The 26,245-nt window shown below is 32.7% G+C and carries 20 protein-coding genes and 5 tRNA genes; 23 read left to right on the top strand and 2 right to left on the bottom strand.

Annotated elements, in window-relative coordinates; genetic code table 11:
* Positions 1-126 precede the first annotated feature (126 nt).
* Genes pcrA through gatB form a run of 5 tightly spaced genes read left to right on the top strand, consistent with a single transcriptional unit; the run spans position 127 to position 7,523 of the window.
* Positions 127-2,355: a DNA helicase PcrA gene (gene pcrA / locus RIN63_RS08875; RefSeq protein WP_310444363.1), complete on the top strand. Its 2,229-nt coding sequence runs from the start codon at positions 127-129 to the stop codon at positions 2,353-2,355.
* Between the two features lie 5 nt (positions 2,356-2,360).
* Positions 2,361-4,349, top strand: a complete 1,989-nt coding sequence (ligA, locus tag RIN63_RS08870) for an NAD-dependent DNA ligase LigA (protein ID WP_310444362.1) — start codon at positions 2,361-2,363, stop codon at positions 4,347-4,349.
* On the top strand, positions 4,346-4,630 hold the full coding sequence (gene gatC / locus RIN63_RS08865) for an Asp-tRNA(Asn)/Glu-tRNA(Gln) amidotransferase subunit GatC (RefSeq protein WP_310444361.1): 285 nt from the start codon (positions 4,346-4,348) through the stop codon (positions 4,628-4,630). The genes ligA and gatC overlap by 4 nt, the downstream gene beginning before the upstream one ends.
* 12 nt (positions 4,631-4,642) lie before the next feature.
* Positions 4,643-6,103 carry an Asp-tRNA(Asn)/Glu-tRNA(Gln) amidotransferase subunit GatA gene (gene gatA, locus RIN63_RS08860; protein WP_310444360.1) on the top strand — a complete coding sequence of 487 codons (1,461 nt, stop codon included), beginning with the start codon at positions 4,643-4,645 and terminating at the stop codon, positions 6,101-6,103.
* Positions 6,093-7,523, top strand: coding sequence for an Asp-tRNA(Asn)/Glu-tRNA(Gln) amidotransferase subunit GatB (gene gatB / locus RIN63_RS08855; RefSeq protein ID WP_310444359.1), 1,431 nt, complete (start codon positions 6,093-6,095; stop codon positions 7,521-7,523). Before gatA ends, gatB begins: the two co-directional genes overlap by 11 nt.
* A 23-nt stretch (positions 7,524-7,546) precedes the next feature.
* Here gatB and RIN63_RS08850 read toward each other — a convergent pair whose 3' ends face one another.
* Positions 7,547-7,687: a hypothetical protein gene (locus RIN63_RS08850; RefSeq protein WP_310444358.1), complete on the bottom strand. Its 141-nt coding sequence runs from the start codon at positions 7,685-7,687 to the stop codon at positions 7,547-7,549.
* 187 nt (positions 7,688-7,874) lie between these two features.
* Between RIN63_RS08850 and RIN63_RS08845 the strand changes: the two genes are divergently transcribed.
* From RIN63_RS08845 to RIN63_RS08765, 17 genes are all read left to right on the top strand, one after another.
* A complete protein-coding gene (locus tag RIN63_RS08845) occupies positions 7,875-8,870 on the top strand; it encodes an AIR synthase family protein (protein ID WP_310444357.1) in 996 nt (331 codons plus the stop codon).
* Positions 8,871-8,983: 113 nt separating this feature from the next.
* On the top strand, positions 8,984-11,083 hold the full coding sequence (locus RIN63_RS08840) for an N-acetylmuramoyl-L-alanine amidase family protein (protein WP_310444356.1): 2,100 nt from the start codon (positions 8,984-8,986) through the stop codon (positions 11,081-11,083).
* Positions 11,084-11,253: 170 nt separating this feature from the next.
* On the top strand, positions 11,254-12,246 hold the full coding sequence (locus RIN63_RS08835) for a GerMN domain-containing protein (RefSeq protein WP_310444355.1): 993 nt from the start codon (positions 11,254-11,256) through the stop codon (positions 12,244-12,246).
* A gap of 199 nt (positions 12,247-12,445) precedes the next feature.
* On the top strand, positions 12,446-13,180 hold the full coding sequence (gene rph / locus RIN63_RS08830) for a ribonuclease PH (RefSeq protein ID WP_310444354.1): 735 nt from the start codon (positions 12,446-12,448) through the stop codon (positions 13,178-13,180).
* Between the two features lie 22 nt (positions 13,181-13,202).
* Positions 13,203-13,814: an RdgB/HAM1 family non-canonical purine NTP pyrophosphatase gene (gene rdgB, locus RIN63_RS08825; RefSeq protein WP_310444353.1), complete on the top strand. Its 612-nt coding sequence runs from the start codon at positions 13,203-13,205 to the stop codon at positions 13,812-13,814.
* On the top strand, positions 13,815-14,294 hold the full coding sequence (locus RIN63_RS08820) for a metallophosphoesterase (protein WP_310444352.1): 480 nt from the start codon (positions 13,815-13,817) through the stop codon (positions 14,292-14,294). It begins immediately after the preceding gene.
* Between the two features lie 75 nt (positions 14,295-14,369).
* A tRNA-Gly gene (locus RIN63_RS08815) sits at positions 14,370-14,443 on the top strand.
* 100 nt (positions 14,444-14,543) lie between these two features.
* A tRNA-His gene (locus RIN63_RS08810) sits at positions 14,544-14,620 on the top strand.
* Positions 14,621-14,643: 23 nt separating this feature from the next.
* Positions 14,644-14,719: transfer RNA gene (locus tag RIN63_RS08805), tRNA-Lys, on the top strand.
* Positions 14,720-14,740: 21 nt separating this feature from the next.
* Positions 14,741-14,824, top strand: a tRNA-Leu gene (locus tag RIN63_RS08800).
* A 40-nt stretch (positions 14,825-14,864) separates the two neighbouring features.
* Positions 14,865-14,940: transfer RNA gene (locus RIN63_RS08795), tRNA-Arg, on the top strand.
* Between the two features lie 368 nt (positions 14,941-15,308).
* Positions 15,309-18,563: a stalk domain-containing protein gene (locus tag RIN63_RS08790; protein WP_310444351.1), complete on the top strand. Its 3,255-nt coding sequence runs from the start codon at positions 15,309-15,311 to the stop codon at positions 18,561-18,563.
* A 253-nt stretch (positions 18,564-18,816) separates the two neighbouring features.
* Positions 18,817-20,469, top strand: a complete 1,653-nt coding sequence (locus RIN63_RS08785; protein ID WP_310444350.1) for a Na/Pi cotransporter family protein — start codon at positions 18,817-18,819, stop codon at positions 20,467-20,469.
* Between the two features lie 132 nt (positions 20,470-20,601).
* Entirely contained in the window at positions 20,602-21,435 is an 834-nt protein-coding gene (gene dapF, locus RIN63_RS08780) for a diaminopimelate epimerase (protein WP_310444349.1), read from the top strand.
* 193 nt (positions 21,436-21,628) lie between these two features.
* Positions 21,629-22,843 carry a cation:proton antiporter gene (locus RIN63_RS08775; protein ID WP_310444348.1) on the top strand — a complete coding sequence of 405 codons (1,215 nt, stop codon included), beginning with the start codon at positions 21,629-21,631 and terminating at the stop codon, positions 22,841-22,843.
* A 22-nt stretch (positions 22,844-22,865) separates the two neighbouring features.
* Positions 22,866-23,207 carry a P-II family nitrogen regulator gene (locus tag RIN63_RS08770; protein ID WP_310444347.1) on the top strand — a complete coding sequence of 114 codons (342 nt, stop codon included), beginning with the start codon at positions 22,866-22,868 and terminating at the stop codon, positions 23,205-23,207.
* 77 nt (positions 23,208-23,284) lie between these two features.
* Positions 23,285-23,578 carry a hypothetical protein gene (locus RIN63_RS08765; RefSeq protein WP_310444346.1) on the top strand — a complete coding sequence of 98 codons (294 nt, stop codon included), beginning with the start codon at positions 23,285-23,287 and terminating at the stop codon, positions 23,576-23,578.
* 51 nt (positions 23,579-23,629) lie between these two features.
* On the opposite strand, the gene RIN63_RS08760 is transcribed toward RIN63_RS08765, so the two are convergent.
* A complete protein-coding gene (locus tag RIN63_RS08760; RefSeq protein WP_310444345.1) occupies positions 23,630-25,105 on the bottom strand; it encodes a S41 family peptidase in 1,476 nt (491 codons plus the stop codon).
* 316 nt (positions 25,106-25,421) lie between these two features.
* Here RIN63_RS08760 and proC point away from each other — a divergent pair, with 316 nt between their 5' ends.
* Positions 25,422-26,228, top strand: coding sequence for a pyrroline-5-carboxylate reductase (proC, locus tag RIN63_RS08755; protein WP_310444344.1), 807 nt, complete (start codon positions 25,422-25,424; stop codon positions 26,226-26,228).
* Positions 26,229-26,245: the final 17 nt, after the last annotated feature.

The raw sequence follows: 26,245 nt of genomic DNA, 5'->3' as shown, positions 1-26,245 counted from the left end.
TAGAAATTTACATAAACAATGATATTATTAGTGGGACTCGAAGGAGTTCTTTTTTTAATGGAAATTTCAAGTACAATACTATATAATAAATAAAGAAGAAACAAATGTTTAGGAAGGTGGAGTTTAATGGATTATCTAGAGGGATTAAATGATAGACAGAAAGAGGCTGTATTACATACAGATGGACCTTTACTTATATTAGCAGGTGCAGGTTCAGGTAAGACAAAAGTTATTACTCATAAAATAGCATATTTAATAGAAGAAAAAAGAATTTTCCCGGGAAATATTTTGGCAATAACCTTCACCAACAAAGCAGCAAAGGAAATGAAGGATAGAGTAGCAAAACTTTTATCGACTCATGTGGAGGATATGTGGATGGGCACATTCCACTCCATATGTGTTAGGATACTAAGACGAGATATTGACAAAATTGGATACAATAGATCCTTTACAATATATGACAGAGATGACCAGATAACATTAATAAAAGAATGCTTGAAAGAAAGGAACCTTAATAAAGATACATATAAAGAGAGTTCCGTATTAGCACAGATTAGTAAATTAAAGGATGCAATGACTGATCCAGATACTTATATTAATTTAAACTACAAGGATTATTATCTTAGAAACATAGGGGAATTATATGCATTGTATCAAGAAAAACTTAAACAATACAATGCTTTAGATTTTGATGATTTGATAATAAAAACTGTTGAAATGCTAAAATCAAACCCATCTATACTTGATTATTATCAGAAAAGGTTCAAATATGCCTTTGTAGATGAATATCAAGATACAAACAAGGTGCAATATGAATTGGTAAAGCTTCTATCAGGCAAACACAATAATTTATGCGTGGTAGGGGATGGGGATCAGTCGATTTATGGATGGAGAGGGGCAGACATTAGTAATATCCTAAACTTTGAAAAGGATTACCAAAGTTCTAAAACTATTTTATTAGAACAAAACTACAGGTCTACACAAAACATACTCAATCTAGCAAATAAGGTAATAAAAAATAACTACGAAAGAAAAGATAAGAGTCTATGGACTGATAACCATGAGGGAGATCCCATTATATATGATGAGTTATCGGATTCAGAGGATGAAGCTTTGTTTGTAGCTGGAAAAATAGATGAGCTAGTAGGCAAAGGGTACAATCCTTCTGATTTTGCAATACTCTATAGAACCAATGCACAATCCCGTTCTTTTGAGGAATCCTTCATAAGAAAGGATATTCCATATAAAATAGTAGGTGGACTTAAGTTCTACGATAGAAAAGAAATTAAAGATATTGTTGCTTATTTAAAAGTATTAGAAAACCCAGTAGATAATATTTCTCTCAAGAGAGTAATAAATACTCCAAGGCGAGGAATAGGAAACGCTACTATAGATATATTAGAAAAATATGCATCAGATAACAATGATTCTATTTATGGAGCATTATTATCCCTTGATAATATTGATTTGAATTCTAGGGCAAAGAATAGTTTAAAGCCATTTGCTGATATGATGAATAGGCTTATAGCTATGAAGGAGATAATGGGAGTAAAGGATCTTATTGAGGAAGTTATCAATGTAACAGGATACGGGAGAGAGCTAGAAAAGGAAGATACCATTGAATCTCAGACAAGACTAGAAAACATTAGAGAATTTATATCTGTTGCTATTGATTATGAAGCACGGACTGCTGATAGTAGCTTTGAAGAGTTTTTAGCTAATATTGCTTTGCTTTCAGATGTAGATAAGACATCAGATAGTACAAATGTAGTTACAATGATGACTGTCCATAGTGCCAAAGGCTTGGAGTTTCCAGTAGTGTTTTTAGTAGGAATGGAAGAAGGCTTATTTCCCATAGCTCGAGCATTAGATAATGAATCAGATTTAGAAGAAGAAAGAAGACTATGCTATGTAGCTGTGACTCGTGCAGAGAAGCTTCTATTTATAACTAATGCAAAGATTAGAACAATTTATGGTAATGTAAATTACACCATACCCTCCAGATTTATTGATGAGATGGGGGACGGCATAGAGAAGAAAGAAAAAGAAAACATAAGAGAGAGACTAATAGCAGTCAAAGACTTTACATCCAAGAATGATTTTACTGGAAGGAAGGAATACTACAAGGAACCTATTTCTCCTAGACCATTTGTTATTGAAGGAAAACCTAAGCCTCAAAGAAATGAAAATCAAGAAGTAAATATTGGGGATAAGGTGAGACACAAGAAATGGGGAGTAGGTACAGTAGTTCAGCTAAAAGACAGGGATAATGATAAAGAAGTTGTAATTGCTTTTGATACAGAAGGATTAAAGAGACTATTGCTTTCCATAGCTCCAATAGAAGTAGTGAGGTGATATTTATGGAGAAAGAAAAAAGGATAGATGAGTTAATTGAGATAATAAATGATTTAAACTACTGTTACTATACCTTAGATAATCCAAAGGTAAGTGATGCAGAATACGACATACTATATGATGAATTGGTAGATCTAGAGGAAGAAACAAAGATTATACATTCATACTCTCCAACTCAAAGAGTTGGAGGAGAATTAGTGGATAGGTTTGAGAAGCATATGCATTTAGGCAGGCTATGGAGTTTGGACAAATGTCAAAATACAGGTGAATTAATAAACTGGGACAATAGAGTTAGAAAATCTATAGGGGATTATAATAGAGATAATGGCCATAAACTTCCTGAGCCCAAATATATAATGGAATATAAATTTGATGGTCTTACAATTAACCTTACCTACAAAGATGGGCTTTTGCTACAAGGTGCTACTAGGGGAAATGGTACTATTGGTGAAGGGATTTTACCACAAATCAAAACTATAAAAGCTATTCCTTTAAAGATTGATTTTAAAGGTACTATAGAAGTCCACGGAGAGGGTTTGATGCCTCTATCTGCTCTAGAAGAATATAATATTCATGCACTGGAGCCATTGAAAAATGCTAGAAATGCAGCAGCGGGAGCACTTAGAAACTTAGATCCAAAGGTAACAGCTGAAAGAAATCTTACTGGATATTTTTACAATATCGCATATATAGAAGGAAAAACCTTTGAGAATCATAGGGATATATTAGATTTTTTAAAAGAAAATAGATTTCCAGTATTCCCATATGCAAAGGAATTTGACAAAATAGAAGATATAATTGAAGAAATTGAAATTATCAAAGAAGAAAGACATAAATTAGATCTTTTAACAGATGGCTTAGTAATAAAAATTGATGATATAAAAACTAGAGAAGTCCTTGGATATACAAATAAATTTCCAAGATGGGCCATAGCGTATAAATTTGAAGCAGAGGAAACCACAACTAAACTTCTAGAAGTAGTATGGAATGTAGGAAGATCTTCTAAGGTGACACCAACTGCAATACTTGAACCAGTAGATATTGGTGGTGTTACAGTTAAAAGAGCCACCTTAAACAATTATGATGATATTGAGAGAAAGGGAGTAAGGTTAAACTCTAGAGTCCTTATAAGACGATCTAATGATGTCATACCAGAAATATTGGGGACTGTAGATACAGATGATGAGACCTTTGAAATAGAAAAACCTACTCATTGTCCAGCCTGTGAATCTGAATTGGTTCAAAATGGAGTCCATATATTTTGTCCGAATTCATTATCGTGTAAGCCCCAGTTAGTATCTAGGTTAGTTCATTTCGCCAGTCGTGATGCAATGAATATTGAAGGATTTAGCGAGAAAACTGCAGAAAAACTATTAGAGGAACTTAACTTAAGAGAATTACCAGATTTATATGAAATAAAATATGAAGATTTAATTAATCTTGAAGGATTTAAGGCTAAAAAAACGAATAATTTGTTAGAGGCTATTGAAAAGAGTAAAAATATACCTTTAGCATCATTTATATATGCATTGGGAATATCAAATGTAGGTATAAAAACGGCTAATGACTTAGCAAACCATTTCAAATCCTTAGATAAGCTTAAGGAAGCTAGTCTAGAAGAATTATTGACAGTAGGAGAAGTTGGAGAGATAATAGCCAATAGTATTATAGAATTTTTCCATGATGATAGAATTTTATCTAGTTTAGATAAATTATTATCTGAAGGTGTTGAGCCATATTTTGAAGAAATAGGAATACAAAAAGAATCCATATTCACAAATAAAACTGTAGTCATTACAGGAACTATAGAGGGTTTAAGTAGAAATGAAATAAAAGATATGGTAGAGAAAATGGGTGGAAAAGTCACGGGCTCAGTTAGTAAAAAGACGGACTATGTAATAGTAGGTGAAGAAGCAGGTTCGAAATATACTAAGGCTATGGAATTAGGAATCGAGATAATAAATGAAGACAGATTAAGGGAGGTATTAAAATGATTACGAAAGAACAAGTAGAGCATATAGCTAGTTTAGCAAAGCTAAAGTTTTCTGATGAAGAAATAGACAAGTTCACAAATAAGTTTTCTGATATTGTAAAGTATATAGAAAAATTAGACGAGGTTAATACAGCAGAAGTTGAACCCACATATCAAGTATATGAATATAATCAAAGATTTAGAGAAGATATAGTAAAAGAAGGATTGACAAGAGAAGAAGTACTACAAAATACATTAGAAAAACAATATGGATATTTTAAATTATTTAATATATTGGATTAAGGGGGTTGAAGAATGGATATCACAAAATTATCAGCATTTGAAATGAAAAAGAAGCTACATCAAAAAGAAATAACTAGTAGAGAATTAATTGAAGCACATTTTAATAAGATTGAGGAAATAGATGGAAATATAAATGCTTTTATAACCCTTGATAAAACAGAAGCTTTAAAATCAGCGGATAAAGTGGATGAAAAGATAAGAAATGGAGAAAGAGTAGGTTTACTAGGTGGAATTCCCATAGGTGTAAAGGACAATATTATGACCAAAGGGATTAGAACTACATGTGGTTCTAAGATGCTAGAAAATTTTATTCCTCCTTATAATGCTACTATAGTAAATAGAATTAAAGAAGCAGACGGAATAATAATGGGAAAAACTAATATGGATGAGTTTGCCATGGGATCATCTACAGAGACATCCTATTTTGGCAATACTAAAAACCCAATAGACACAGAAAGAGTTCCAGGAGGGTCTTCTGGAGGTTCAGCAGCAGCAGTTAAGGCTTGTGAAGTTGCTTTATCATTAGGCACTGATACTGGCGGTTCCATAAGGCAACCAGCTTCTTATTGTGATGTAGTAGGTATAAAACCTACATATGGAATTGTATCTAGATATGGAGTAGTATCTATGGCCAATACTTTGGATCAAGTAGGAGTATTTGGTAGAGATGTTAGAGATGCTGTATTAATGCTATCATCTATAACAGGTTATGATGAAAAAGATTCTACATCTTTTAAAAATCCAGAGGGAACCATAATATTTGGTAGCTTCCCAGAAGAAATTGATTACAACAACTACTTAAAGGGAATGAAAGTAGGGCTTCCAAAAGAAATCTTTGGAAATGAAATTGATATTAGAATAAAAGATCAAATAACTAAGTCAATTAATATAATTGAAGCATTAGGAGCTGAAATTGAGGAGATATCCTTGCCTCATTTAGAATATTCTCTTGCAGCTTATTATATTATATCTACGTCAGAAGTCAGCTCCAACTTAGCTAGATTTGATGGGGTTAGATACGGTTATAGAGCAAAAGAGTATAATACCCTAGATGAATTATATATAAATTCTAGAAGTGAAGCTTTTGGAGAAGAAGTTAAGAGAAGAATAATGTTAGGGACTTATTCATTAAGTAGTGGATATGCAGATGAGCATTATAAAAAGGCTCTGAAGGTTAGGACTTTAATAAAAAATGATTTCGATAAAGCATTTAGTAAATATGATGTAATTTTATCACCGACATCACCGGTATTACCTTTCAAGTTTGGAGAAATCAAAGACCCTTTATCTATGTATATGGCAGATTTATTTACTGTACCAGTTAATCTTGCTGGCCTATGTGCTATGAGTATTCCATGTGGATATGTAGATAATTTACCAGTTGGAATACAATTAATTGGGGATAAATACAAAGAAGCCAATATATTTAAAGCGGGTTTAGGATTGGAAGGGGGACTAAAAAATGGGCTATAAAACTATAATTGGATTAGAAATTCATACTGAGCTAATGACCAAAACTAAAATGTTTTGTTCCTGTGCCAATTCATTTGGAAATGAAGCTAATACAAATTGTTGTCCAGTATGTGTAGGATTACCCGGTGCTTTGCCTGTGATTAATGAAACAGCAATAGAATATGCAATAAAAGCAGGGATTGCACTTAATTCAAATATAATAACTAATACAAGAATGGATAGAAAGAATTATTTTTATTCTGATTTAGTAAAAGGATATCAAATATCTCAAGATGATTTGCCATTATGTGAAGGTGGCTTCATAGAAATAGAATTAGGAGATGGAACAAAAAAAGTAAATTTACAGAGAATCCATATTGAAGAGGATACAGGAAAACAAACCCATACAACAGAAGGGGATACTTTAATTGATTATAATAGATCTGGAGTGCCTCTTATAGAAATAGTTACAAAGCCAGATATGAATACACCAGAAGAAGCTAGACTATTTCTAGAAAAATTAAGAGCAACCCTAAAATATATAGAGGTATCAGATTGTAAGATGGAAGAAGGATCCTTGAGATGTGATGTCAATATAAATGTTGTAGACTCTGAAACTGGAGAAAAAACCAATATAACAGAAATTAAAAACTTGAATTCCTTTAGAGGAGCAGTAAAGGCTATGGAATTTGAAGAGAAAAGACATATTGCACTTCTAAAAGAAGGAAAAAATACTGTTAGAGAAACAAGAAGATGGGATGAAGTAAAAAACGAAACAATAACAATGAGACAAAAATTAGGGGTAGCAGATTATAGATTTGCAGCAGATGGTGACCTTGCTCCATTGGTAATTGATAATAAATGGATAGAGGACATAAGGTCAAATCTTCCAGAGTTACCTCATGATAAAAAAGAAAGATTTATAGATGAATATAATTTAGAACCTTATGATGCAGGGGTACTAACAGCATCTAAGGATTTAGCAGCTTTTTATGAAGAAACTATTAAGTATGTAAATGACCCCAAATTAGTTAGCAATTGGATAATGGGAGATGTTTTAAGAAGGTTAAAAGATGAAGAGGTGGAAATAGAAGATGTATCCCTTACTCCAAAGGCTTTGGGGCAGCTAATATCTATTGTGAAAGATGGTAAAATTAATAACAACACAGGTAAAAAAGTCCTAAAAGAAATGTTTGACACTGGAAAAGACCCTGAAACAATAGTTAAAGAGCAAGGTTTAATTCAAATTAGTGATGAGGGCGAACTTAAAGGCATAATTGAAAAGATTTTAGATGAAAATGAACAATCTATCATTGATTTTAAAAATGGAAAGGATAGAGCTTTAGGATTTTTAGTTGGACAAATAATGAAGGCATCAAGGGGAAAAGCTAATCCACAGCTAGTTAATAAAATGCTTACAGATATGCTTAATGAAAGATAAAAAATAAGGAGCCTAAGGGCTCCTTATTGAATTTTCTTTTCCTTTTCCTTTTCTGAATAATATGGGCAATCCTTGATTGGAGTCTTAGATGGAGGGATAACTGATTTCAAAGTACATAATCCCTCATCTTCATATATACATTTTTCTGAACAAGTTATCATCAAATATAGACCTCCTTCAAATTCAGTGAATACTATTCACTTTTCACTATTAGTTCTTCCTGTTATTCTATCCAAAATACATTAAAATATTATTAATAGTACTTTAAAAGTGTATCCATAATGTATGAAATCTGTTATGCATGTGATACAATATACTTATAAATTTTTAGTTTTACAAGGAGGAAAAAAGTTGGAAATTGGAAAATTGCCTAATGATGTATTAGAAAAAATAGTTTTATCAAATATAAAAAACAAGAGAAAAGAAGTATTAGTTAGAGCAGCAGTTGGAGAGGATAATGCAATAATTGATTTTGGTAAAGAATTATGCGTAATGAGTACAGACCCTATTACAGGCGCTACCAAAGGTATTGGAAAATTAGCAGTACATATCTCATGTAATGATGTAGCAACTAGCGGTGCAGAGCCGCTAGGAGTCTTAATAACCATACTAGCACCACCTGCTACTACAGAAGAAGATTTAGAAAACATTATGAAGGATGCAGGTGAAGTTGCTGAAGAATTAAACATTGAAATCATTGGAGGGCATACTGAGATTACAGATGCAGTAAATAGAGTAGTAATCAGTACGACTGTCATAGGTAAGCAACATAAAGAAAATTTACCTGACTCAAGCAAGATAAAGCTTGGTGATAAGGTTTTAATTACTAAATATGCAGCAATAGAAGGAACATCAATAATTGCTAAAGAACTAGAAGATGTCTTGATTGATAAAATAGGAAAAGATAAATTAACTAAAGCCCAAAATATGGATACTATGATTAGTGTTGTTAAAGAAGGTATCATATGCGGGAAAAATGGAGTTCATTATATGCATGATATAACCGAGGGAGGAATCCTAGGAGCAATATGGGAAGCTGGGAAAGCCATTGGAAAGGGAATTAAGGTTTATGAGTCTTTGATTCCTGTAAAAGATGTGACTAGAGAAATTGCAAATATTGTAGGGATCGATTTATATAAATTAATATCTAGCGGTTCAATGCTGGTAATTTGCGAAGAAAAAAACATCTCAAAGATTCAAGAGGAACTAGATGCTCTTAATATAAATTCTACAGTCATTGGTGAAGTAATAGAAGAAGAAATTTTATTGGAAAAAGATGGTGAAGTATTTAATGTAGAGCCACCTACATCTGATGAATTATATAAAGCCTTGATATTCGACAAATAATATTACATTATGATTACAAATCTTAGAATGCGTTGACATGCTAAATGGCTAAATGATATAAATAACATAGACAGATTTCACTTAAGATGAGATGACACAAGGGGGTAGAATGAATGAAGAAATGGAAGATTATGCTGTCCTTATTTATGATTATGATTTTATTTAGTCAATTTGGACATGCAGCTAGCAACAAGAAGATTTTAGTAAGTATGAATGGGAACAATGTGTCTGTATCACAGGTACCTATTATAATGGATGGACAAGCTATGAGTACGGAAACCCCTTCATTTATCTATATCGACAGAACTTTAGTTCCTGTAAGGTTTATATCTGAAAAGTATGGTGCAAAGGTAGATTGGGATCAAAAAACAAAAACTGCTATAATTACTAGTAAAGACAAAGAAATAAGATTAACCATAGATAGCGCAATTGCGGTGATAAATGGTGAGAAACTAGTATTAGATAAAAACTCTATTCCAAGATTAGTTACTTTTGAAAACAATGAAGTTAAGACCATGGTACCATTATCCTTTATAGCGGAAGTGTTGGGATTTGATGTGGGCTGGGATGATGAGAACAAAGTTCCATATATAAATACAACTAAGGGTGAGGAAAATAAACCATCAGAAGAAAAGCCAGCTGATAATTCCTCCATAAGTATTATAGATAACATTTATGCTAGCAAAGGAAGTACTGATATAAACAAATTATTTATTAATAGTGGTAAGGAACTAAAATATGAAACTATGCTTTTATCAGATTCTAATAAATTGGTTATAGACATACAAAGCTCTAAGCTTGCTTTGGCTACAGGAGATGCACCTGGTATCATATCTGTAGATGATGATATTATCTCAAATGTTCAATACTCTCAATATTCATATGAACCTATTACTACTAGAGTAGTAATTAATCTAAAAAGTCAAAGTAAATATAATATTGTACCAGGAAGCAATGGTAAGGGTTTAATAGTTTCTTTCGGAGGAAATATTATAGAAGATATTAAAAAAGATACAATTGATGGAAAAGAAGTTATTGTTGTAAATGGTGCAGGAAATGCGAAGATGAATGTTATGAAACTTACCAACCCTGAAAGAATCGTAATTGATTTAATGGATTCAAATTTAAAGGGAACTAGTTTTGCCAATTATAGCTATGATTTAGGCTTCGTTAAAGGAGTTAGAGTATCCCAATTTTTAGCTGACAACAACTATAGCTCTTCAGATCAAATAGTTAGAATAGTATTAGATATTAAAGACGGAGTATCAGACCCTAATATAAAAATAGATACCTTTGAAGATAAAATAATTATCCACCCTGAGAAGTCTATCTGGGAAAATATTTCTTATACATTAGATGAGCAAGGCAGGCTTTTATCCATAGACAATCTTGTTGAAACTAATTATATAGTAAATTTTGACTCTGCCTCTAAGAAATTAGAAGTAATTATTCCAACAGAGAATGTAGATTTAAATGAAGGGGTAGTAGTTATAAAGGATGGTTTAGTAGATGAAATAAAAGTTGTAAAAGATGAAATAGAGACGAAACTATTAGTCAAATTTAGAAGAAGTATTGAATATACTTTACTTTCTAATGAAATAGATAGCAAGATTTCACTAGTCATAAGAAAAGATGAAAATACAACTTCTGCAGACAGATTAATTGTAATAGATGCTGGACATGGTGGAAAGGATCCAGGAGCTACATCTATAACAAAGAAAAGGGAAAAAGATTTAAATCTTGGTATTTCTCTAAAGTTAAATGATAAGCTAGAATCATTAGGCTATAACACAATAATGACTAGAAATACCGATGAGTTTATAGATCTATATGAAAGAGCTAGAATAGCCAATGATAATTATGCAGATGTCTTTGTAAGTATCCACGGCAATGCTCATAATAACAATTCGATAGCTGGTATTCAAGTACTATATTGTCCAGCAACTAAATCTGAGATAAAAGAAGTAGATCAGCATCCTTTCGCTAAAAGCATAATGGATGAATTATTGAAGGGTACAGGTGCAGTGGACAAGGGAATCATTCAAAGACCAAACTTAGTAGTACTAAGAGAAACAAAAATGCCTGCTGTTTTAGTAGAAGTAGGATTTTTATCAAATGCAGCAGAGGAAAAACTTGTATTTACTGAAGACTATCAAAATAAAATTATAGATTCAATAATAAGGGGTATAGAAAAATACCTAGAAGCTAATTAATAAAAAGCACAGGAAAGTGAATCACAAATATTAGGAAGATAACTTAATATTTGTAGATTCACTTTTTTAATGTCTACATATTTGTATCTTTAAAAAAGTAAAAGATAAAATAATCATAGTCTGACAACTATTCTAATATAATGTAATAGTACAATTTAGGAGGGTTGATGATGGTAAATAGAAGAATAATATTATTTGGACTAATAATAGTCTTAGGTCTAACGGTCCTTAGTATGGGGAAAGGTATAATCGATAAGAGGCTATCAACTGATGATGATGAAGTTCAGATGGTTCGCTCAGATGAAAATGATATCGTCGTAGAAGAAGATGATGGAATGAGAAAGACAGTTTTGTACTTTAAAAACACTGAAGGATATTTAGTTCCCGTAATGAGAAAGATTCCTTGGGAAGAAGGAATTGCAAAAGTAACACTGAAAAATATGATTGATAGCCCAGAACTTAGAGAAGTATTAAGTCCTACAGGTCTATTGCCTATTTTACCTGCAGGCACAGAAATAAGAGGTATATCCATCAATGAAGAAACTGGTTTATGCAAGGTTGATTTTTCTGAGAATGTTGTACTAGAGAACCAAAGTGATAAAGAAGAAGAAAGCTTTATTAAAGGTATAGTATATACATTAACAGAATTTCCAGCTATTAAAGAAGTACAAATTTTAATAGGTGGAAAAACATCTCCAACATTAAAATTTGGTGGAGATATTAGTAAACCTTTAGCTAGAAAAGATATTAATCTAATTGGAGACAAAGGAGAAGGTAGATCAAATGTAGTAGTTTATTATAAGGGAATGAATGATGAAGAATTTGAATATTACATCCCAGTTACTATACCTACTCTTGCACCAATGACTAATGTATATTCAGCTTTAGATCTACTATTTGATGGACCACCAGAAGTAGCAGGATTATTTTCAGATATACCTAAGGATATTATGCTCCATGGAGTAGAAGTAAAAGATGGAACAGCATATGTAGATATATCCTATGACAGTTATTTAAGTTCTACAGGGGAGCAAATAGTTGATGATTTAATTAAAAATATTGGATTAACATTAAGTCAATTTGAAGAAATTGAAAATGTTGAGTTACTTATAGACGGTGAGATAATAAATACTGCTATACCTGTATTTGCAAACGAATATTAATAGTGAATAGTGAATAGTTAAAACATAGATTCTTGGCTGCGCTTAGAATTATAGGGATTCTTCCTTACATTCAGAATGACAATTTTGTCATCCTGAGTGAAAGGAAGGATCTTTCTTTTTTATCAAGGCTATATTATTTATAGATAATATCATCAATCTTTGGTAGAATATAAGTAGTATAATAATTGGAGATGAGAAGATGAGAGTAGATACTAGAGAATTTAACGAATTAAGAGATGTAAAAATTACTAGAAATTATTTAATGCACCCATTTGGGTCAGTACTTATAGAGATGGGAAATACAAAAGTCATATGTACCGCAATGATAGATGAAAAAGTACCACCATTTTTAAAAGGAACTAATAAAGGGTGGATAACTTCTGAATATTCAATGCTTCCAGCCTCAACAATTACAAGAAAAGTTAGAGACTCAACTAGAGGAAGAATAGATGGAAGAACTCAAGAGATACAAAGGCTAATTGGTAGAGCTTTAAGGTCTGTTGTGGATTTATCAAAGGTAGGAGAGAGAACTATTTGGATAGATTGTGATGTAATACAAGCAGATGGTGGTACAAGAACTGCAGCTATTACAGGCAGTTTTGTAGCTTTGGTAGATGCATTATATAAGTTATATGAAAACAAACAATTATCAGAGATACCAATATCAAGTTATTTAGCAGCAATTAGTGTTGGCATAGGTGAAAATGGACCTATATTAGATTTATGTTATGAAGAAGATCACAAAGCCCTAGTAGATATGAATGTCATAATGACAGATAAAGGTGAATTCGTAGAAATCCAAGGTACTGGTGAAGAAGCTACATTCACTAGAAAAGAATTAAATGAACTTCTAGATTTAGCTGAAATCGGCATAAAGAAGTTAGTAGATATTCAAAAAGATGTACTTGGTCATATTGGAAAATTAATAGGATAAATAAAAGGAGTTAATAAATAGTATGAAGAACAGAAAACTTGTGATATCTACAGGTAATTTAGATAAAGTTAAAGAAATAAGAGAAATACTAAAAGACCTACCTATAGAAGTAGTATCAAAGAAGGATATTGGATTAGGGCATATAGATGTTTTAGAAGATGGAAATACATTGGAAGAAAATAGTATAAAGAAAGCCAAGGCATTATCGGAGCAGACGAATTATATTGTCTTGGCTGATGATTCAGGATTATTCGTAGATGTATTAAATGGGCAGCCAGGTGTTTATTCTTCAAGATATGCTGGAGAAGAGGGAAACAATGAAAAAAATAATATTAAACTTCTAGAAGAATTAAAAGATTTTCCTCTAGAACAAAGAAATGCTAGTTTTAAAACAGTTATAGCATTAATTACAGAAGAAAAGGATATTATGACGGTTTATGGTGAATGTAAGGGCACCATAGGCTTTGAGTTGAGAGGAAACAAGGGATTTGGATATGATCCTTTATTTAAGCCAGAAGGCTTTCACAACACCTTTGGAGAGCTAGGAGACAATATCAAGAATAAGATATCCCATAGGGCAAAAGCATTGGAAAATTTAAAAATAGAATTAATAAAATTACTTGAGGATAAGTAGATGAAAATACTTGTAATATCTGACACTCATGGCTATATTGACAATGTTGTTCAGGGTATTAAAACTATTGGATTACCTGATATGATTTTTCACTTAGGGGATAATGTGGAGGATGGAATCAGATTAAGGGACGAGCTAAATATACCAACAACAATAGTAAGGGGAAATGGAGATTATAATAGCCTAGATTTTAATGATGATGAAATCGTCGAATTAAATGGGAAGAAGATATTTTTATCCCATGGTCATAACTATAATGTGAACTTTGGGCTCTCAAATTTGTATTACAAAGCACAAGAAGTAGGTGCTGATTATGTGCTATTTGGACATACTCATATCCCAATTATAGAAAGAACAGAAAAAATTGTCTTAATGAATCCAGGGAGTCCAGTTTTGCCAAGAGGATATAAAAAGAAAAACACTGTTGGAATTCTTCTATTGGGTGATTTAGCTGAAGAAAAAATAATTGAAATAAAATAGGAAATATACTATTGACATTATCATGGGAAGCTGATATAATTTTAAATTGTTAGCGATTACAACTTGAGTTCACTTGCGGGTGTAGCTCAGTGGTAGAGCACTGGCTTCCCAAGCCAGCTGCGAGGGTTCGATCCCCTTCACCCGCTCCAGCGATGTGCTAGGCAGGAGATAATTCGGTAGTACTAGGAAAGTGCTTTTGGAATATGGTTTCGACCCAGGAAGTTATTGCTACAAAGATAAATTTATATGGTGGGTGTGGCCTAGTTGGTTAGGGCGCCAGATTGTGGCTCTGGAGGTCGTGGGTTCGAGTCCCATCATCCACCCCATATTACTTTTATCATTTTACCATGATCCATTAGCTCAGTCGGTAGAGCACCTGACTTTTAATCAGGGTGTCCCGCGTTCGAGTCGCGGATGGATCACCATTAATCCTTTTAGGATTACTTGCGGGAGTGGCGGAATTGGCAGACGCGCTAGACTTAGGATCTAGTGTCATTGACGTGGGGGTTCAAGTCCTCTTTCCCGCACCAAACACAAAAAATTGGCTTATGCCAATTTTTTTTTACATATGCACCCGTAGCTCAATGGATAGAGTCCCTGGCTTCGAACCAGGTTGTTGGGAGTTCGAGTCTCTCCGGGTGTGCCATGGTAAGATCAAGGCTTATAGATTTTTTCTATAGGTCTTTTTTTTATGCATATAAGAGAGGTTCCGTATAATTAAGACATATACGCAAACAAGTATTTAAGACCAGAAAACTTTGGGATTTAATAAGGATATTTGGGTAATAAATGTAATAAACAAACTATAATTACCAACATATTCAGTTTAAGTAAATATAAGGCATTATAAAAGAATGAGGTTTGGTTTCTAATATCTCCTTTATTATTTTATATTCCTAGATAACAAAGAATTTACAATCAACAAATATTCAATCATTAACAAGTTTTAAATCAAGGGTTGCCAGAGATCCTATGTTTTAATCTTTGACAATACCAATAAATTGGGAGGGTACTATGAAAAGAACATACAAAACAATCATTTATGCATTGCTTGTAATCGTCTTAGTCAGCAGTACAGCAGTAGGTACTGTATCTCCTGGGCAAGGTTTGACAGGAAGTCAAAAGGAAGTTTTATCTAGAGTAGATACTTTTGCAGGGAATGGAAGATTCACCCTAGAGGATGGAAGTCCATTTTCTGCCTCATTTAGCTCCCCTTATAGTGTGGCTACATTGCCTGACGGATCCCTAGTGGTTTCTGATAGTATGAACCAGCGGATACGCCAAATAAAAGATGGACAAGTTAAAACATATGCAGGGATTACTTTTGAAGATGACATATATGGCAATCCCTTAGGAGGTTGGTCTGATGGAAGTAGCAACCTTGCAGTATTTTCCAATCCCTCAGGACTTATAGCAGATAGGCGAGGTAATGTATATGTTGCTGATGCAGGGAATAATAGTATTCGTGTAATCTCATCTAATGGGCAGGTAACTACAGTAGCTGGAGATGGATTAATTGGTCATCAAGACGGAGCAGGGAAGAATTCTAGGTTTTATAATCCACTAGATGTGGCTGTTGCTAAAGATGGGACCTTATATGTAGCTGATACATTAAATCATCTTATCCGTAAAATCACAACTGAAGGAGAAGTGTCAACTCTTAATGCGGTTTCCCAAAGAGCTGTAGAAGTCATGGATGGTTTGGTTGAATTAGCAGGTGATTACTTAGACGGTAATCTTCAAGAAGCTAAATTCAATGAGCCTTCAGGTCTTGCCCTTGACAGTAAAGGAAATCTATATGTTAGTGATTCGGGGAATCAATTACTACGCTATATTGATTTTGAGGCTAATACCGTTACAACCGTAGCGGGAAATATACAAAAGAGTGTTTCTAGTTCACAGACTAATGTAATGTATGCAGAGGGAGGATTTTCAGATGGTGCTGCTTTGGAATCATCATTTAACTTTCCAAAAGGCTTAGCTGTAACAGAAGAGGGAGGGCTTTTAATAGCTGATAGTTTAAACCATAGAATTCGTTACCTGCTTAATGGATGTGTCACAACATTAATAGGAGATTCCAGGGGTAGATATGGGAATGCAGATGGGATTAATGGATATAACCAAATTCATAACCCAACGGATGTCCTTGTCTTGGAAGATGGAAGTATAATAGTTGCTGACAGCTATAATAATCTGATTCGTAAATTCACCTTGTATCAACTGCCGAAGGATTTACCACAGGATAAACAGAATAAGATTGTTAAGGATTCCAATGTGGTTGTATTAGATACACTTACAAAAATTGTTGATGGACGTATGATGGTTCCGATTTTGACCTATGGGAAAGAAATGGGATACTCAGTGGAAATCCCTGATGGTGAAAAGATCATTAATGTAATAAATGGTGATGTAACAATAGAGTTTACAATAGACGATACTAAGATTATCATACAAAAAGGCACTAGCAAAACTGAAAAAACTATAGAAATAGCACCCTTTATTGATGAATCTGTAATTTACTTGCCTTTAAGAGCTCTTAGTGAAGAGATGAATCTGGATGTGCAGTGGGATCATGAGAATCAGACAGTTATTCTGAGGGAAATTGGCTCTGAAATAGAATTTAAGGGAAAAATGGAACATCCTGTAGAGTCTTTGAGAGAGGCTCGGGTGGAAGATGTGGTTGGGATCGTAGAGCTTAGTCGAGCTGGTGGTGTCAAAAAAATTAGAGTATTTAAAGGGATGGCCCTATACCACGGAGACCATATCACGACAGAAGCAAATTCTAGTTTAGTATTTAAAGTATTGGATAGCGAAGATGAAGTAACAATTGGAGAAAAGGCACAGTTATATATTTCAGACTTGCGTAATATCTCAGGAATTAAGAAAACTAGAGTGTTCATTTGGAGTGGCTCGGTGTGGATACAAGCTTCTTCACTAGCCAGTTCTGAAGATGAGTTTAAAATTGAGACACCTGAAGGATTTATGGATATTCAAGGCACAACTCTACTCGTAGGTGTAGATCCAGAAACTGGGGAGTCAAAGTTCTTTATAGCTTCAGGAGTTGGTTATGTATCAAAAAAAGATACAGATGATTCAAGTGGTACAACTTTATTTCCATCTCAGCAGATAAGCATAGAAGGAGATATGGATGAGGATTTTGAGGACTATAGGAACATTGCAGATCTTGATAGTTTAATTGGTAATACAAGTAATGCGATTATCGAAGCAATTTTAAAGAGTAAGCAAGCTATGGATAAGGAAAATGAAGAGTATTTGCAAAATTTAATGTCACAACAGCAGCAAGATCAAAACCTAAACCAAGCTGAAATTGAAAGGATTAATAATAATTTAGAAAATTTAATAGGTAACATTGTTAAAAGTGCCATAGGACAAAATAAAGTGAGTCAGGATATAATCAAAAAAATAATTGATGAAGTTAATGAACAATTAATTAAAAAGATTGACTTGAACCAAGTAAAACCGTTGCAATTATCAGAACAAGAAAAGCAAAAACAGGCACAAATTAAATTACTAGAAGAACGAAGAAAACAAATGATGGAACAAGAAAAATTAAAACAAGAAGAATTGAAAAAACAAAATGAACAATTAAGTAATAAATTGAAGGAACAACTGGAGAAACAAAAAGCTGCAAAGCAATTAGCGGAGGAAGCGGCGAAGAAGAAAGCAGCGGAAGAATATGCAAAGAAGCTTGCAGATAATGCAGCAAGAGCAGCTTTTGAAGCAAAGAGAAAAGCCTTAGAAGAAGAGAGAATGCGACAAAACACTGTTGTAGCGCAACCACCTATTTCTGTACCAGCACCAGAGCCAGAATTACCAGAAGTTCCAGAAGTACCAGAAGTACTAGAAGACCAAGAAGAACCAGAAGACCAAGAAGACCAAGAAGAACCAGAAGGCCAAGAAGAACCAGGAGATCAAGAAGAACTAGGAGATCAAGAAGAACCAGGAGAATCAGATTACCCAGAATGGATTAAAGAGCCATTAGAACGAGCAATCAATGAAGCAAACATGAACTTAGGATCAGTTAGTATTAGTGTAGATGGATCAGATATAGAAACAAGTAATAAATGGGTAACGGAAGCAGATAGGCTTGATTACGAAGCTGTAGTGTCCTTGGCTTTAGAAGAGATGCAAAATGGCGAAGCTACGCAAACGGAAATAAATAGTGCTATAGAAGCATTAGAAGCAGCTAAAACTATCTTTGATACAGCCAAGAAGTCAGGCACTATGGAATCAGATATAAGTATCTAAGACCTATATTGATTAATCCCTTATGATATGCTCCCTTTGTAGTAGACAGTTTAAGTAATAAGAACTGTTTATTACAAAGAGGAGCATATTTTTATGTGTACGAAAAGTAAAATAATATTGCTTATAAAATGCTTTAAATTATGTATATTATTTAATAGTTAACTATGGTATAATTTATTATGAATTTAACCTAGAGAAATTAGATAAAAAACTAACTATTACAAATTAATAATTAGTTAATGGAGGAATAAAAATGCAGGAATTAATATTTGGACTTATTGGCGGAACGGCTCTATTAATGTATGGCGTGGACATGATGGGAGAGGGTCTTGAAAAGGCCTCTGGAGAGACGATGAAAAAAGTTCTTACTGTTTTAACAGGTAGGGTCTGGAGCGCATTTTTAGTAGGTATTTTTGTTACTGCAATTGTTCAAAGTAGTACTGCTGTAACAGTATTAACTGTTGGATTTGTAAGCTCAGGGCTTATGAACTTATCTCAAGCTGTAGGGATTATATATGGTGCCAACATTGGAACCACAATAACAGCTCAGCTTATGGCATTTAGCTTTAAATTCAAGCTTACAGACATAGCACTTCCCGTCTTGGGAATAGGTTTTGCAATATTTGCAATTTCAAAAAATAAAAAGTTGAAAAATATTGGTCAAGCCTTGATGGGTTTTGGATTTATGTTTTTAGGACTTAAAATATTAAATAGTGGTATTCCCTATATGCAGGAAAGTGAAGCTTTAAGACATTTCTTTGCTAAATATGCATCCATTCCAGTGGTAGGAGTAATATTAGGTATAGTCGTAACTGCCATGGTACATAGTAGTGCTGCCACAGTAGGACTGGTAATGATTCTTAGCCAAGCTGGATTATTAGATTTACAGTCAGCAATTTGCATAATGCTAGGAGATAATATAGGAACTTGCTTTACAGCACAACTAGCCAGTATGACAGGAAATATAAATGCAAGGCGTACTGCATGGGCTCATACCCTTTATAATATATTTGGAGTTGCAATTACCTGGTTAGCATTGCCAGTTTTTATGGATATAGTAATATGGATATCGGATAAAATGGTTCCAAATGCAGGAATATCAGTTTATATTGCAAACTCTCATACTTTGTTTAATTTATTGAGTGCATTACTATTTTTACCACTAACTAAATATTATGTAGGATTCCTTTACAAATTAATAAAACCAAAGCATGATGGAAATGGAGAAAAAGTAGTATTAGATAAACTGCTTTTGGATACGCCTATTGCAGCACTAGAAGTTTCAAGAGCTGAACTTATTAGAGGTATTGGAATATTAGAGAAGATGATTAGAGATGTAATGGAATTAGTATATACAGGTGATACAAAAAAACTAAGTGCTATTGAAGATAATGAGGATATTATAAATCGTATGCAGAAGGATTTGACCACTTATGTTGTAGAGATATCGAGAAGGGAATTAACTGAAAGTCAATCCCTAATGGTTCCAGCTATAATAAGTAGCATGAACAATATCGAGAGGTCTGGAGATAGAGTAATTGAAATAGCTTCACTATATAATAAAAAGATTGATGCAAACCTTTTATTTACTGATAATGCTATTAATGAATTAAAGGAACTAGAGGGCATTGTAATTGAAATTTTTAATAACACATCTATTACTTTAAAGAAAAGTGAAAATAAATACATAGAAAAGATCGTTGAGCTTGAAGATAAGATTGACGATTTGAGCGAAGTATTCCAAGAAAATCACATAAGAAGATTAAACGAAGGAACTTGTAGTGTGGACTCAGGAGTTCTATTTATAGATATGATAGGTAATCTTGAAAGAATTGCAGACCATGTTTATAAAATAGCAATGTATACAAAGGATGAACTTTTTGGAATAAAACGAAAATATCACTAAAACTAAGCTTGTAGCCATTGCTACAAGCTTTTTTTTGCCCAAGATATATATATCTTAAGTATTATATAGATGCAATATAATATTATGATATAATTATTTATAATCAATTTATTTCATAAGGAGTTGGAATATATGAAATTCGATAAATTAGTTGCTGCAGGTAATGATTTTATTATTTTCAATGCTATGGAAAAAACCATGGAAGATTATAGCGAATTAGCATTAAAAGTCTGTGATAGACATTTTGGCATTGGTGCAGATGGAATCATGGTATGTGAAAATAGTTTAGTAGCAGACATAAAGATGATTTATTATAATTCAGATGGAACTCAGGGAGAAATGTGTGGCAACGGTATTCGGTGCTTTTCAAAATATATTTATGATTATGACATTGTAGATAAGGATAATATTTCCATTGAAACTTTGGCTGGAATAAAATATGTAGATATAGAGACTAACGAAAATCATAAGGTTCAGTTGATTAAGGTAGATATGGGATATCCAATATTTGAAGGAAAGAAAATTCCTGTTGACTTGGATAAGGAAAATATAATAGGAGAAAGCATTGAAATAGATAATAAAACCTATGAATACTCAGCATTATTAGTAGGAGTTCCTCATGTAGTCATATTTTTGCAGGATGTCAGTGAAATTGACATAAATGACTTAGGAAAAAAGATTGAAAATCACTTTCTTTTCCCTAAAAAGACAAATGTGAACTTCATTGAAGTCATAGATTTTAATAATATTAATATCTATACCTGGGAAAGAGGCGCTGGTAGAACCCTTGGATGTGGTACAGGTTCCTGTGCATCTGTAGTCATAGGAAATATTTTAAACAAATTGGACAAGAAAGTTCAAGTGAATACTGAAGGTGGGAGCTTGACTGTAGAACTTAATGAAGATTATAGAATCTATATGACTGGATCTGCAACTCATATAGCTGGTGGAGAACTATTAATATAATAAAACATAAATAATAAAGGGGAAATCATAGAAAAGAATGGATATAAAAGGGTAATTTAGGGGGAGAAGATAGGTGGTTAAGTTTACTTATCTTTTTTTATGTTGTATAATGTGTATGGGTTTAATTCACAATGTGTATGGACTTAATATAATTTATCTCGTAAGAGTTGAAATAAAAATATTTTAAGGAGGAATGTTTAGATTGGATTTGCTTTTCAAACTTGGCATAATAATTGTAGTAGGCATAATAGGGGGAAGGTTGGCTAACTATTTCAAGCTTCCTAATGTATCTGGTTACATAGTGGCAGGGCTATTTATAGGGCCTTCATTTATAAACTTAGTAACTTCACAGGATATAGAATCATTTAATATAATAAATGAAATGGCATTGGCAGCTATTGCATTTGCCATCGGAAATGAGTTTTTGCTGAAGGACATGAAAAAAGTGGGGAAAAGTGTATTTATTATTACTGTCGCTGAAGTAATAGGAGCATTTGTAATAGTTTTTTTAGCAATGTATTTTCCTCTGAAGCAATCGATGGCATTTAGTCTTGTAATAGCAAGCATGTCTGCAGCAACTGCACCAGCAGGTATAGTAATGGTTATAAGAGAATTAAATGCAAATGGACCTCTTGTAAAGACTATTTTACCAATAGTAGCTATTGATGATGCACTAGGGATTATGGTATTCGGAGTATGTTTATCTCTAGCTAAGATGGTTTCAGGTGTGGCAAGCTATACTGCAATTCAAATAATTATGAATCCATTAGCTGAAATATTTGGTTCTATAGCACTTGGATTTGTTATAGGTATAATAATGACTTATGTGGTTAAAAAGGCAAAAAACAAGGATGAATTACTTACAATGATTATTGGATTTATTTTGCTAGGAAATGGTGCTGCTAACTTTTTCAATGTTTCTCCTCTTTTAACCTGTATGATGATAGGAGCAACTTTAGTTAATATGAAACAGAATTCTAGTAGAATATTTAATACAATCAATGAATTTACACCACCTATTAATCTTCTGTTTTTTACAATTGCAGGTGCAAGCTTAAATATTAAAGTTTTATCAACTGTAGGAATACTAGGTATTGGGTATATTATAGCAAGGGCATCTGGTAAATATATAGGGGCAACCATAGGTGCAAAGGCTGTGAATTCAGAGGAAAAGGTAGTTAAATACTTAGGTATGAGTTTACTTACCCAGGGTGGGATTTCAATCGGTCTATCAATGATAGTTAGAAAAGAATTGCCTCAGCTAAGTGATTCTATTATTACAGTAATACTATTTTCTGTTCTAATATACGAAATAGTTGGACCAATACTAGCTAAAATTGCTATCACAAAGGCTGGAGAAGTAGATGGTATGAACATAAAAAAAGCAAAAAAGGAAAAAACAGCTTAATTTTGAAAGGATAGGTGAGATTATGGATGCTTTATTTTTAGTCCTCAATGAAACGGAATACCTAGACGATATATTAGATGCATTTGTTGAAGTAGGCGTAAAAGGTGCGACAATATTGGATAGTCAAGGAATGGGTAGTGCTTTAACTAATGGTGGTAAGGATCAACCATTTTTCGGTGCATTAAGATCCTTATTAGATAATGCTAGACCGTATAATAAAACTATATTTACTGTTATTGAAGATGAAGAAGTATTAGAAAATGCGGTTAAGGCTGTTCAAGAAATATTAGGAGATATGGAGAAGCCTGGGGTAGGTTTAATGTTTACTCTACCAATTGGAAAAATCTATGGAATGAGAGGTTAAGAGGATTTATTTAATCATAAGCCCTTTAATATAAGCATAATATCAATTAAGGATTATTATTAAAGGGGGGCCTTGGAATGTTTGATGATTTTATGAATCTGGATATCTTGACTACTTTTGTTGGACTTACAACTGCTGTAACAATAATAGTACAATTTACAAAATCCATTGTAAAGAAGAGATTTGGTGATTCTGTTGTAAGACTATATGCTTTTATTGTAGCCTTAGTTCTTACAATGGTATTTGCTAGAGAATCAAGCGGTATTCAAGGTATTATACTTTCCATTGTCAATGCATTAATGATAACAGTAGCCAGCATGGGAGGATATGAAATAATAGCTGACCCTATGGCGCAGAAAATACGAAAGTAAGAAGGCTATAGAAAAAGGTACATTTATCTATTAAAATAGATAAATGTACCTTTATTTTTGCTTGTTATTATTAATATATTTGACTAATCTATCTAATGCTTGATCAGGTTTTATCCATAAATCTGGAAGAATTCCTATACCTTCAATATCATCAAAGTCCTTTGTCATATAAATTATATGGGAGATATTTAGGGGTATATTTGAATGTGGTAAATAAGCTGAGTTAGAATTACCAGTCAATACACATCCATTGGTATTAGTTCCTACAACAACGACATTATCTAATTTCTTAAGATAATATGTGAGAAATTCTGAAGCAGAAGAAGTATTTTTATCTACTAAAATATATATTTTTACATTATTTTCTACAGGTTCAAAGTCTTCATACTCTATACTACTCCATCCAGGAAAGTAATCTTCCTTTTCATAATCAAGTATAGTTTCTATACATTCATTCCTTACTCGTTCGGTTTCGTTTTTTTTAATTTCAAACTTATGTTTAGCTAGAGTAAGACTAGTATTTGTATATAGACCTGTTTTGACAATATCTTTCCTAAGTTTTTCCCCAGTAAAACCCTTGTACCATTCCTCAACATTAATTAGGTTTCCACCATCATTGTTTCTTAAGTCTATGATGATTGCTTCTTTATCTCTTAATTTGTTGCTATGACTAATAAATTCTTCCATAGTATTATCCTCAGGGGTAACTCTACACAAACAATTTACTTCCAAGATAGGAATATCATCTATTTCATAATAATTATAGCTATTATACTTTTCTCTATATATTGGTATGTATTCAAACAAACTTACCTTTTCATTTTTGGCATTATCTTTGGATACTAATGAAATATCAACAGATATAGAAATATCCTCAGCATCATGTAAAATTCCAAGATTGTAGATAATATTCCCATCGTCATCTAGAGACAATTTCAAATAATCAACTGGATCACCATTGTTAACTGTATTTAGATAAAAAACTTCATTATCAATAGAAGTATAAAATCCATCTGCATTTCTGTTAAATGTATATTTTCTACTAGAAAAATACTTGGTAAATTGACACATTCTATAACTGCCTATAGTGAAATGGGAATCTTGGATAAATTTTAGTTCAGAATATATAATATCTAGGAGTTTGTTAGGACAAATAGTTTTTCCATTGAATTCAGTTATTGACCATATCATATTATCTTTAGCGGAATTAAATTTCTCATCCCCTCCAAAATACTCATAACCAGAGTAACCATATTTTAACAAGCTAAATAGATAATCTATATCTTCCAGGGCATCATTTTTTGTAATATAAGATGGTTTGCTTTGAGACTTATTGTTATCATCAGCAAAAAGCACAGGTAATTCATCATCAAAACTAGTGTATTCATAGAGAAAACTTTGAAATTTAGATATTATTTCATTAGGAAATTCATTTTTAGAAAAAGCAAATTGATAAGAAAATCCTACGAAAAGAATTAGGATTAGGATTATAATAGAAATTATATTAAAAAGCTTGGTCTTATTCATAATATCACCCTTTCAGTTAAGATATTATTCTAATAAGCTTTGCCATGTAAATATTATTGTATATACTTTATTATATTCACAAAAAAATAAGATTGTCAATAGATTTACAAACTATTCAGTCTTTAGTTGATTGTTTCTTATAACGAATAGGAAAGTTCTACTTATTTAATCTTTTCATTTTAGAACTTTACGTCAATGAGTTTCAAGAAGAGCTACTTTAAATTTTTTTAGAAGCTATTCTTATTTACTGAATCTGGATACTTGTGATATATTATAATCACAAGTATTAGATATTAAATAATAAGGAAGTGTCATAATGGAAAAGAATATTGGGTTTATTGGCTGTGGCAACATGGCAAGTGCAATTATAGGAGGGATATTGAGGTCGAATATAATTACTCCAGATAAAATAATGGGTTCCGCTAGGTCTAAAGAAACAATAGAAAAGATAGAAAAATTATATAAAATCAGAGCTACATTAGATAATAAAAAAGTTGCAAGAGAATCAGATTATCTAGTTATAGCAGTAAAACCATATATGCATGAAGAAATATTGAAAGAGATAAAGAATGAAATAAAAAAAGGATGCATAGTTATTACAATAGCAGCAGGAATTAGTATAGACTTTATGAAAAAAGCTTTGGGAGAGGAAGTATTAATTGTTAAAGTTATGCCAAATACTCCAGCTATGGTAGGAGAAGGTATGACTGCTCTAACCTTTGGAGATGGCATTAATGAAGAAAGTAAAAAAGAGATTCTAAAAATATTTAATAGCTTTGGCAGAGCTGAAATATTAGATGAATCTCTAATGGATGGATTTACTGCTTTATGTGGTTCGTCTCCTGCTTATGTCTTTATGATGATTGAAGCTATGGCAGATGGGGGTGTAATACAGGGAATACCTAGAAAACAGGCATATAATATGGCAGCTCAAGCAGTCCTTGGGGCAGCAAAGATGGTTTTAGAAACTGAAATACATCCTGGGCAGCTAAAAGACAATGTATGTTCACCTAAAGGAACTACCATAGAAGCAGTAGCTAAGCTAGAAGAAAAAGGATTTAGAACAGCAATTATTGAGGCAATGAGGGTATGTGGAGACAAGTCAAGAAAAATCAGTGAATAGCTAGAAGTGAGTAAAAG

Origin of the sequence: Tissierella sp., from assembly GCF_031460495.1 — a bacterium.
In the GTDB taxonomy this organism is placed as follows: Bacteria; Bacillota; Clostridia; order Tissierellales; family Tissierellaceae; genus JAVKTS01.
The sequence above is the reverse complement of the archived record's forward strand: the minus strand, read 5'-3'. Positions and strand labels throughout refer to the sequence as shown.

Bases quoted from the DNA above. Each gene is read 5' to 3' on its own strand.
- pcrA (WP_310444363.1), top strand. From the start codon at position 127: ATGGATTATCTAGAGGGATTAAATGATAGACAGAAAGAGGCTGTATTA.
- ligA (WP_310444362.1), top strand. From the start codon at position 2,361: ATGGAGAAAGAAAAAAGGATAGATGAGTTAATTGAGATAATAAATGAT.
- gatC (WP_310444361.1), top strand. From the start codon at position 4,346: ATGATTACGAAAGAACAAGTAGAGCATATAGCTAGTTTAGCAAAGCTA.
- gatA (WP_310444360.1), top strand. From the start codon at position 4,643: ATGGATATCACAAAATTATCAGCATTTGAAATGAAAAAGAAGCTACAT.
- gatB (WP_310444359.1), top strand. From the start codon at position 6,093: ATGGGCTATAAAACTATAATTGGATTAGAAATTCATACTGAGCTAATG.
- RIN63_RS08840 (WP_310444356.1), top strand. From the start codon at position 8,984: ATGAAGAAATGGAAGATTATGCTGTCCTTATTTATGATTATGATTTTA.
- RIN63_RS08835 (WP_310444355.1), top strand. From the start codon at position 11,254: ATGGTAAATAGAAGAATAATATTATTTGGACTAATAATAGTCTTAGGT.
- rph (WP_310444354.1), top strand. From the start codon at position 12,446: ATGAGAGTAGATACTAGAGAATTTAACGAATTAAGAGATGTAAAAATT.
- rdgB (WP_310444353.1), top strand. From the start codon at position 13,203: ATGAAGAACAGAAAACTTGTGATATCTACAGGTAATTTAGATAAAGTT.
- RIN63_RS08820 (WP_310444352.1), top strand. From the start codon at position 13,815: ATGAAAATACTTGTAATATCTGACACTCATGGCTATATTGACAATGTT.
- RIN63_RS08790 (WP_310444351.1), top strand. From the start codon at position 15,309: ATGAAAAGAACATACAAAACAATCATTTATGCATTGCTTGTAATCGTC.
- RIN63_RS08785 (WP_310444350.1), top strand. From the start codon at position 18,817: ATGCAGGAATTAATATTTGGACTTATTGGCGGAACGGCTCTATTAATG.
- dapF (WP_310444349.1), top strand. From the start codon at position 20,602: ATGAAATTCGATAAATTAGTTGCTGCAGGTAATGATTTTATTATTTTC.
- RIN63_RS08775 (WP_310444348.1), top strand. From the start codon at position 21,629: ATGTTTAGATTGGATTTGCTTTTCAAACTTGGCATAATAATTGTAGTA.
- RIN63_RS08770 (WP_310444347.1), top strand. From the start codon at position 22,866: ATGGATGCTTTATTTTTAGTCCTCAATGAAACGGAATACCTAGACGAT.
- RIN63_RS08765 (WP_310444346.1), top strand. From the start codon at position 23,285: ATGTTTGATGATTTTATGAATCTGGATATCTTGACTACTTTTGTTGGA.
- RIN63_RS08760 (WP_310444345.1), bottom strand. From the start codon at position 25,105: ATGAATAAGACCAAGCTTTTTAATATAATTTCTATTATAATCCTAATC.
- proC (WP_310444344.1), top strand. From the start codon at position 25,422: ATGGAAAAGAATATTGGGTTTATTGGCTGTGGCAACATGGCAAGTGCA.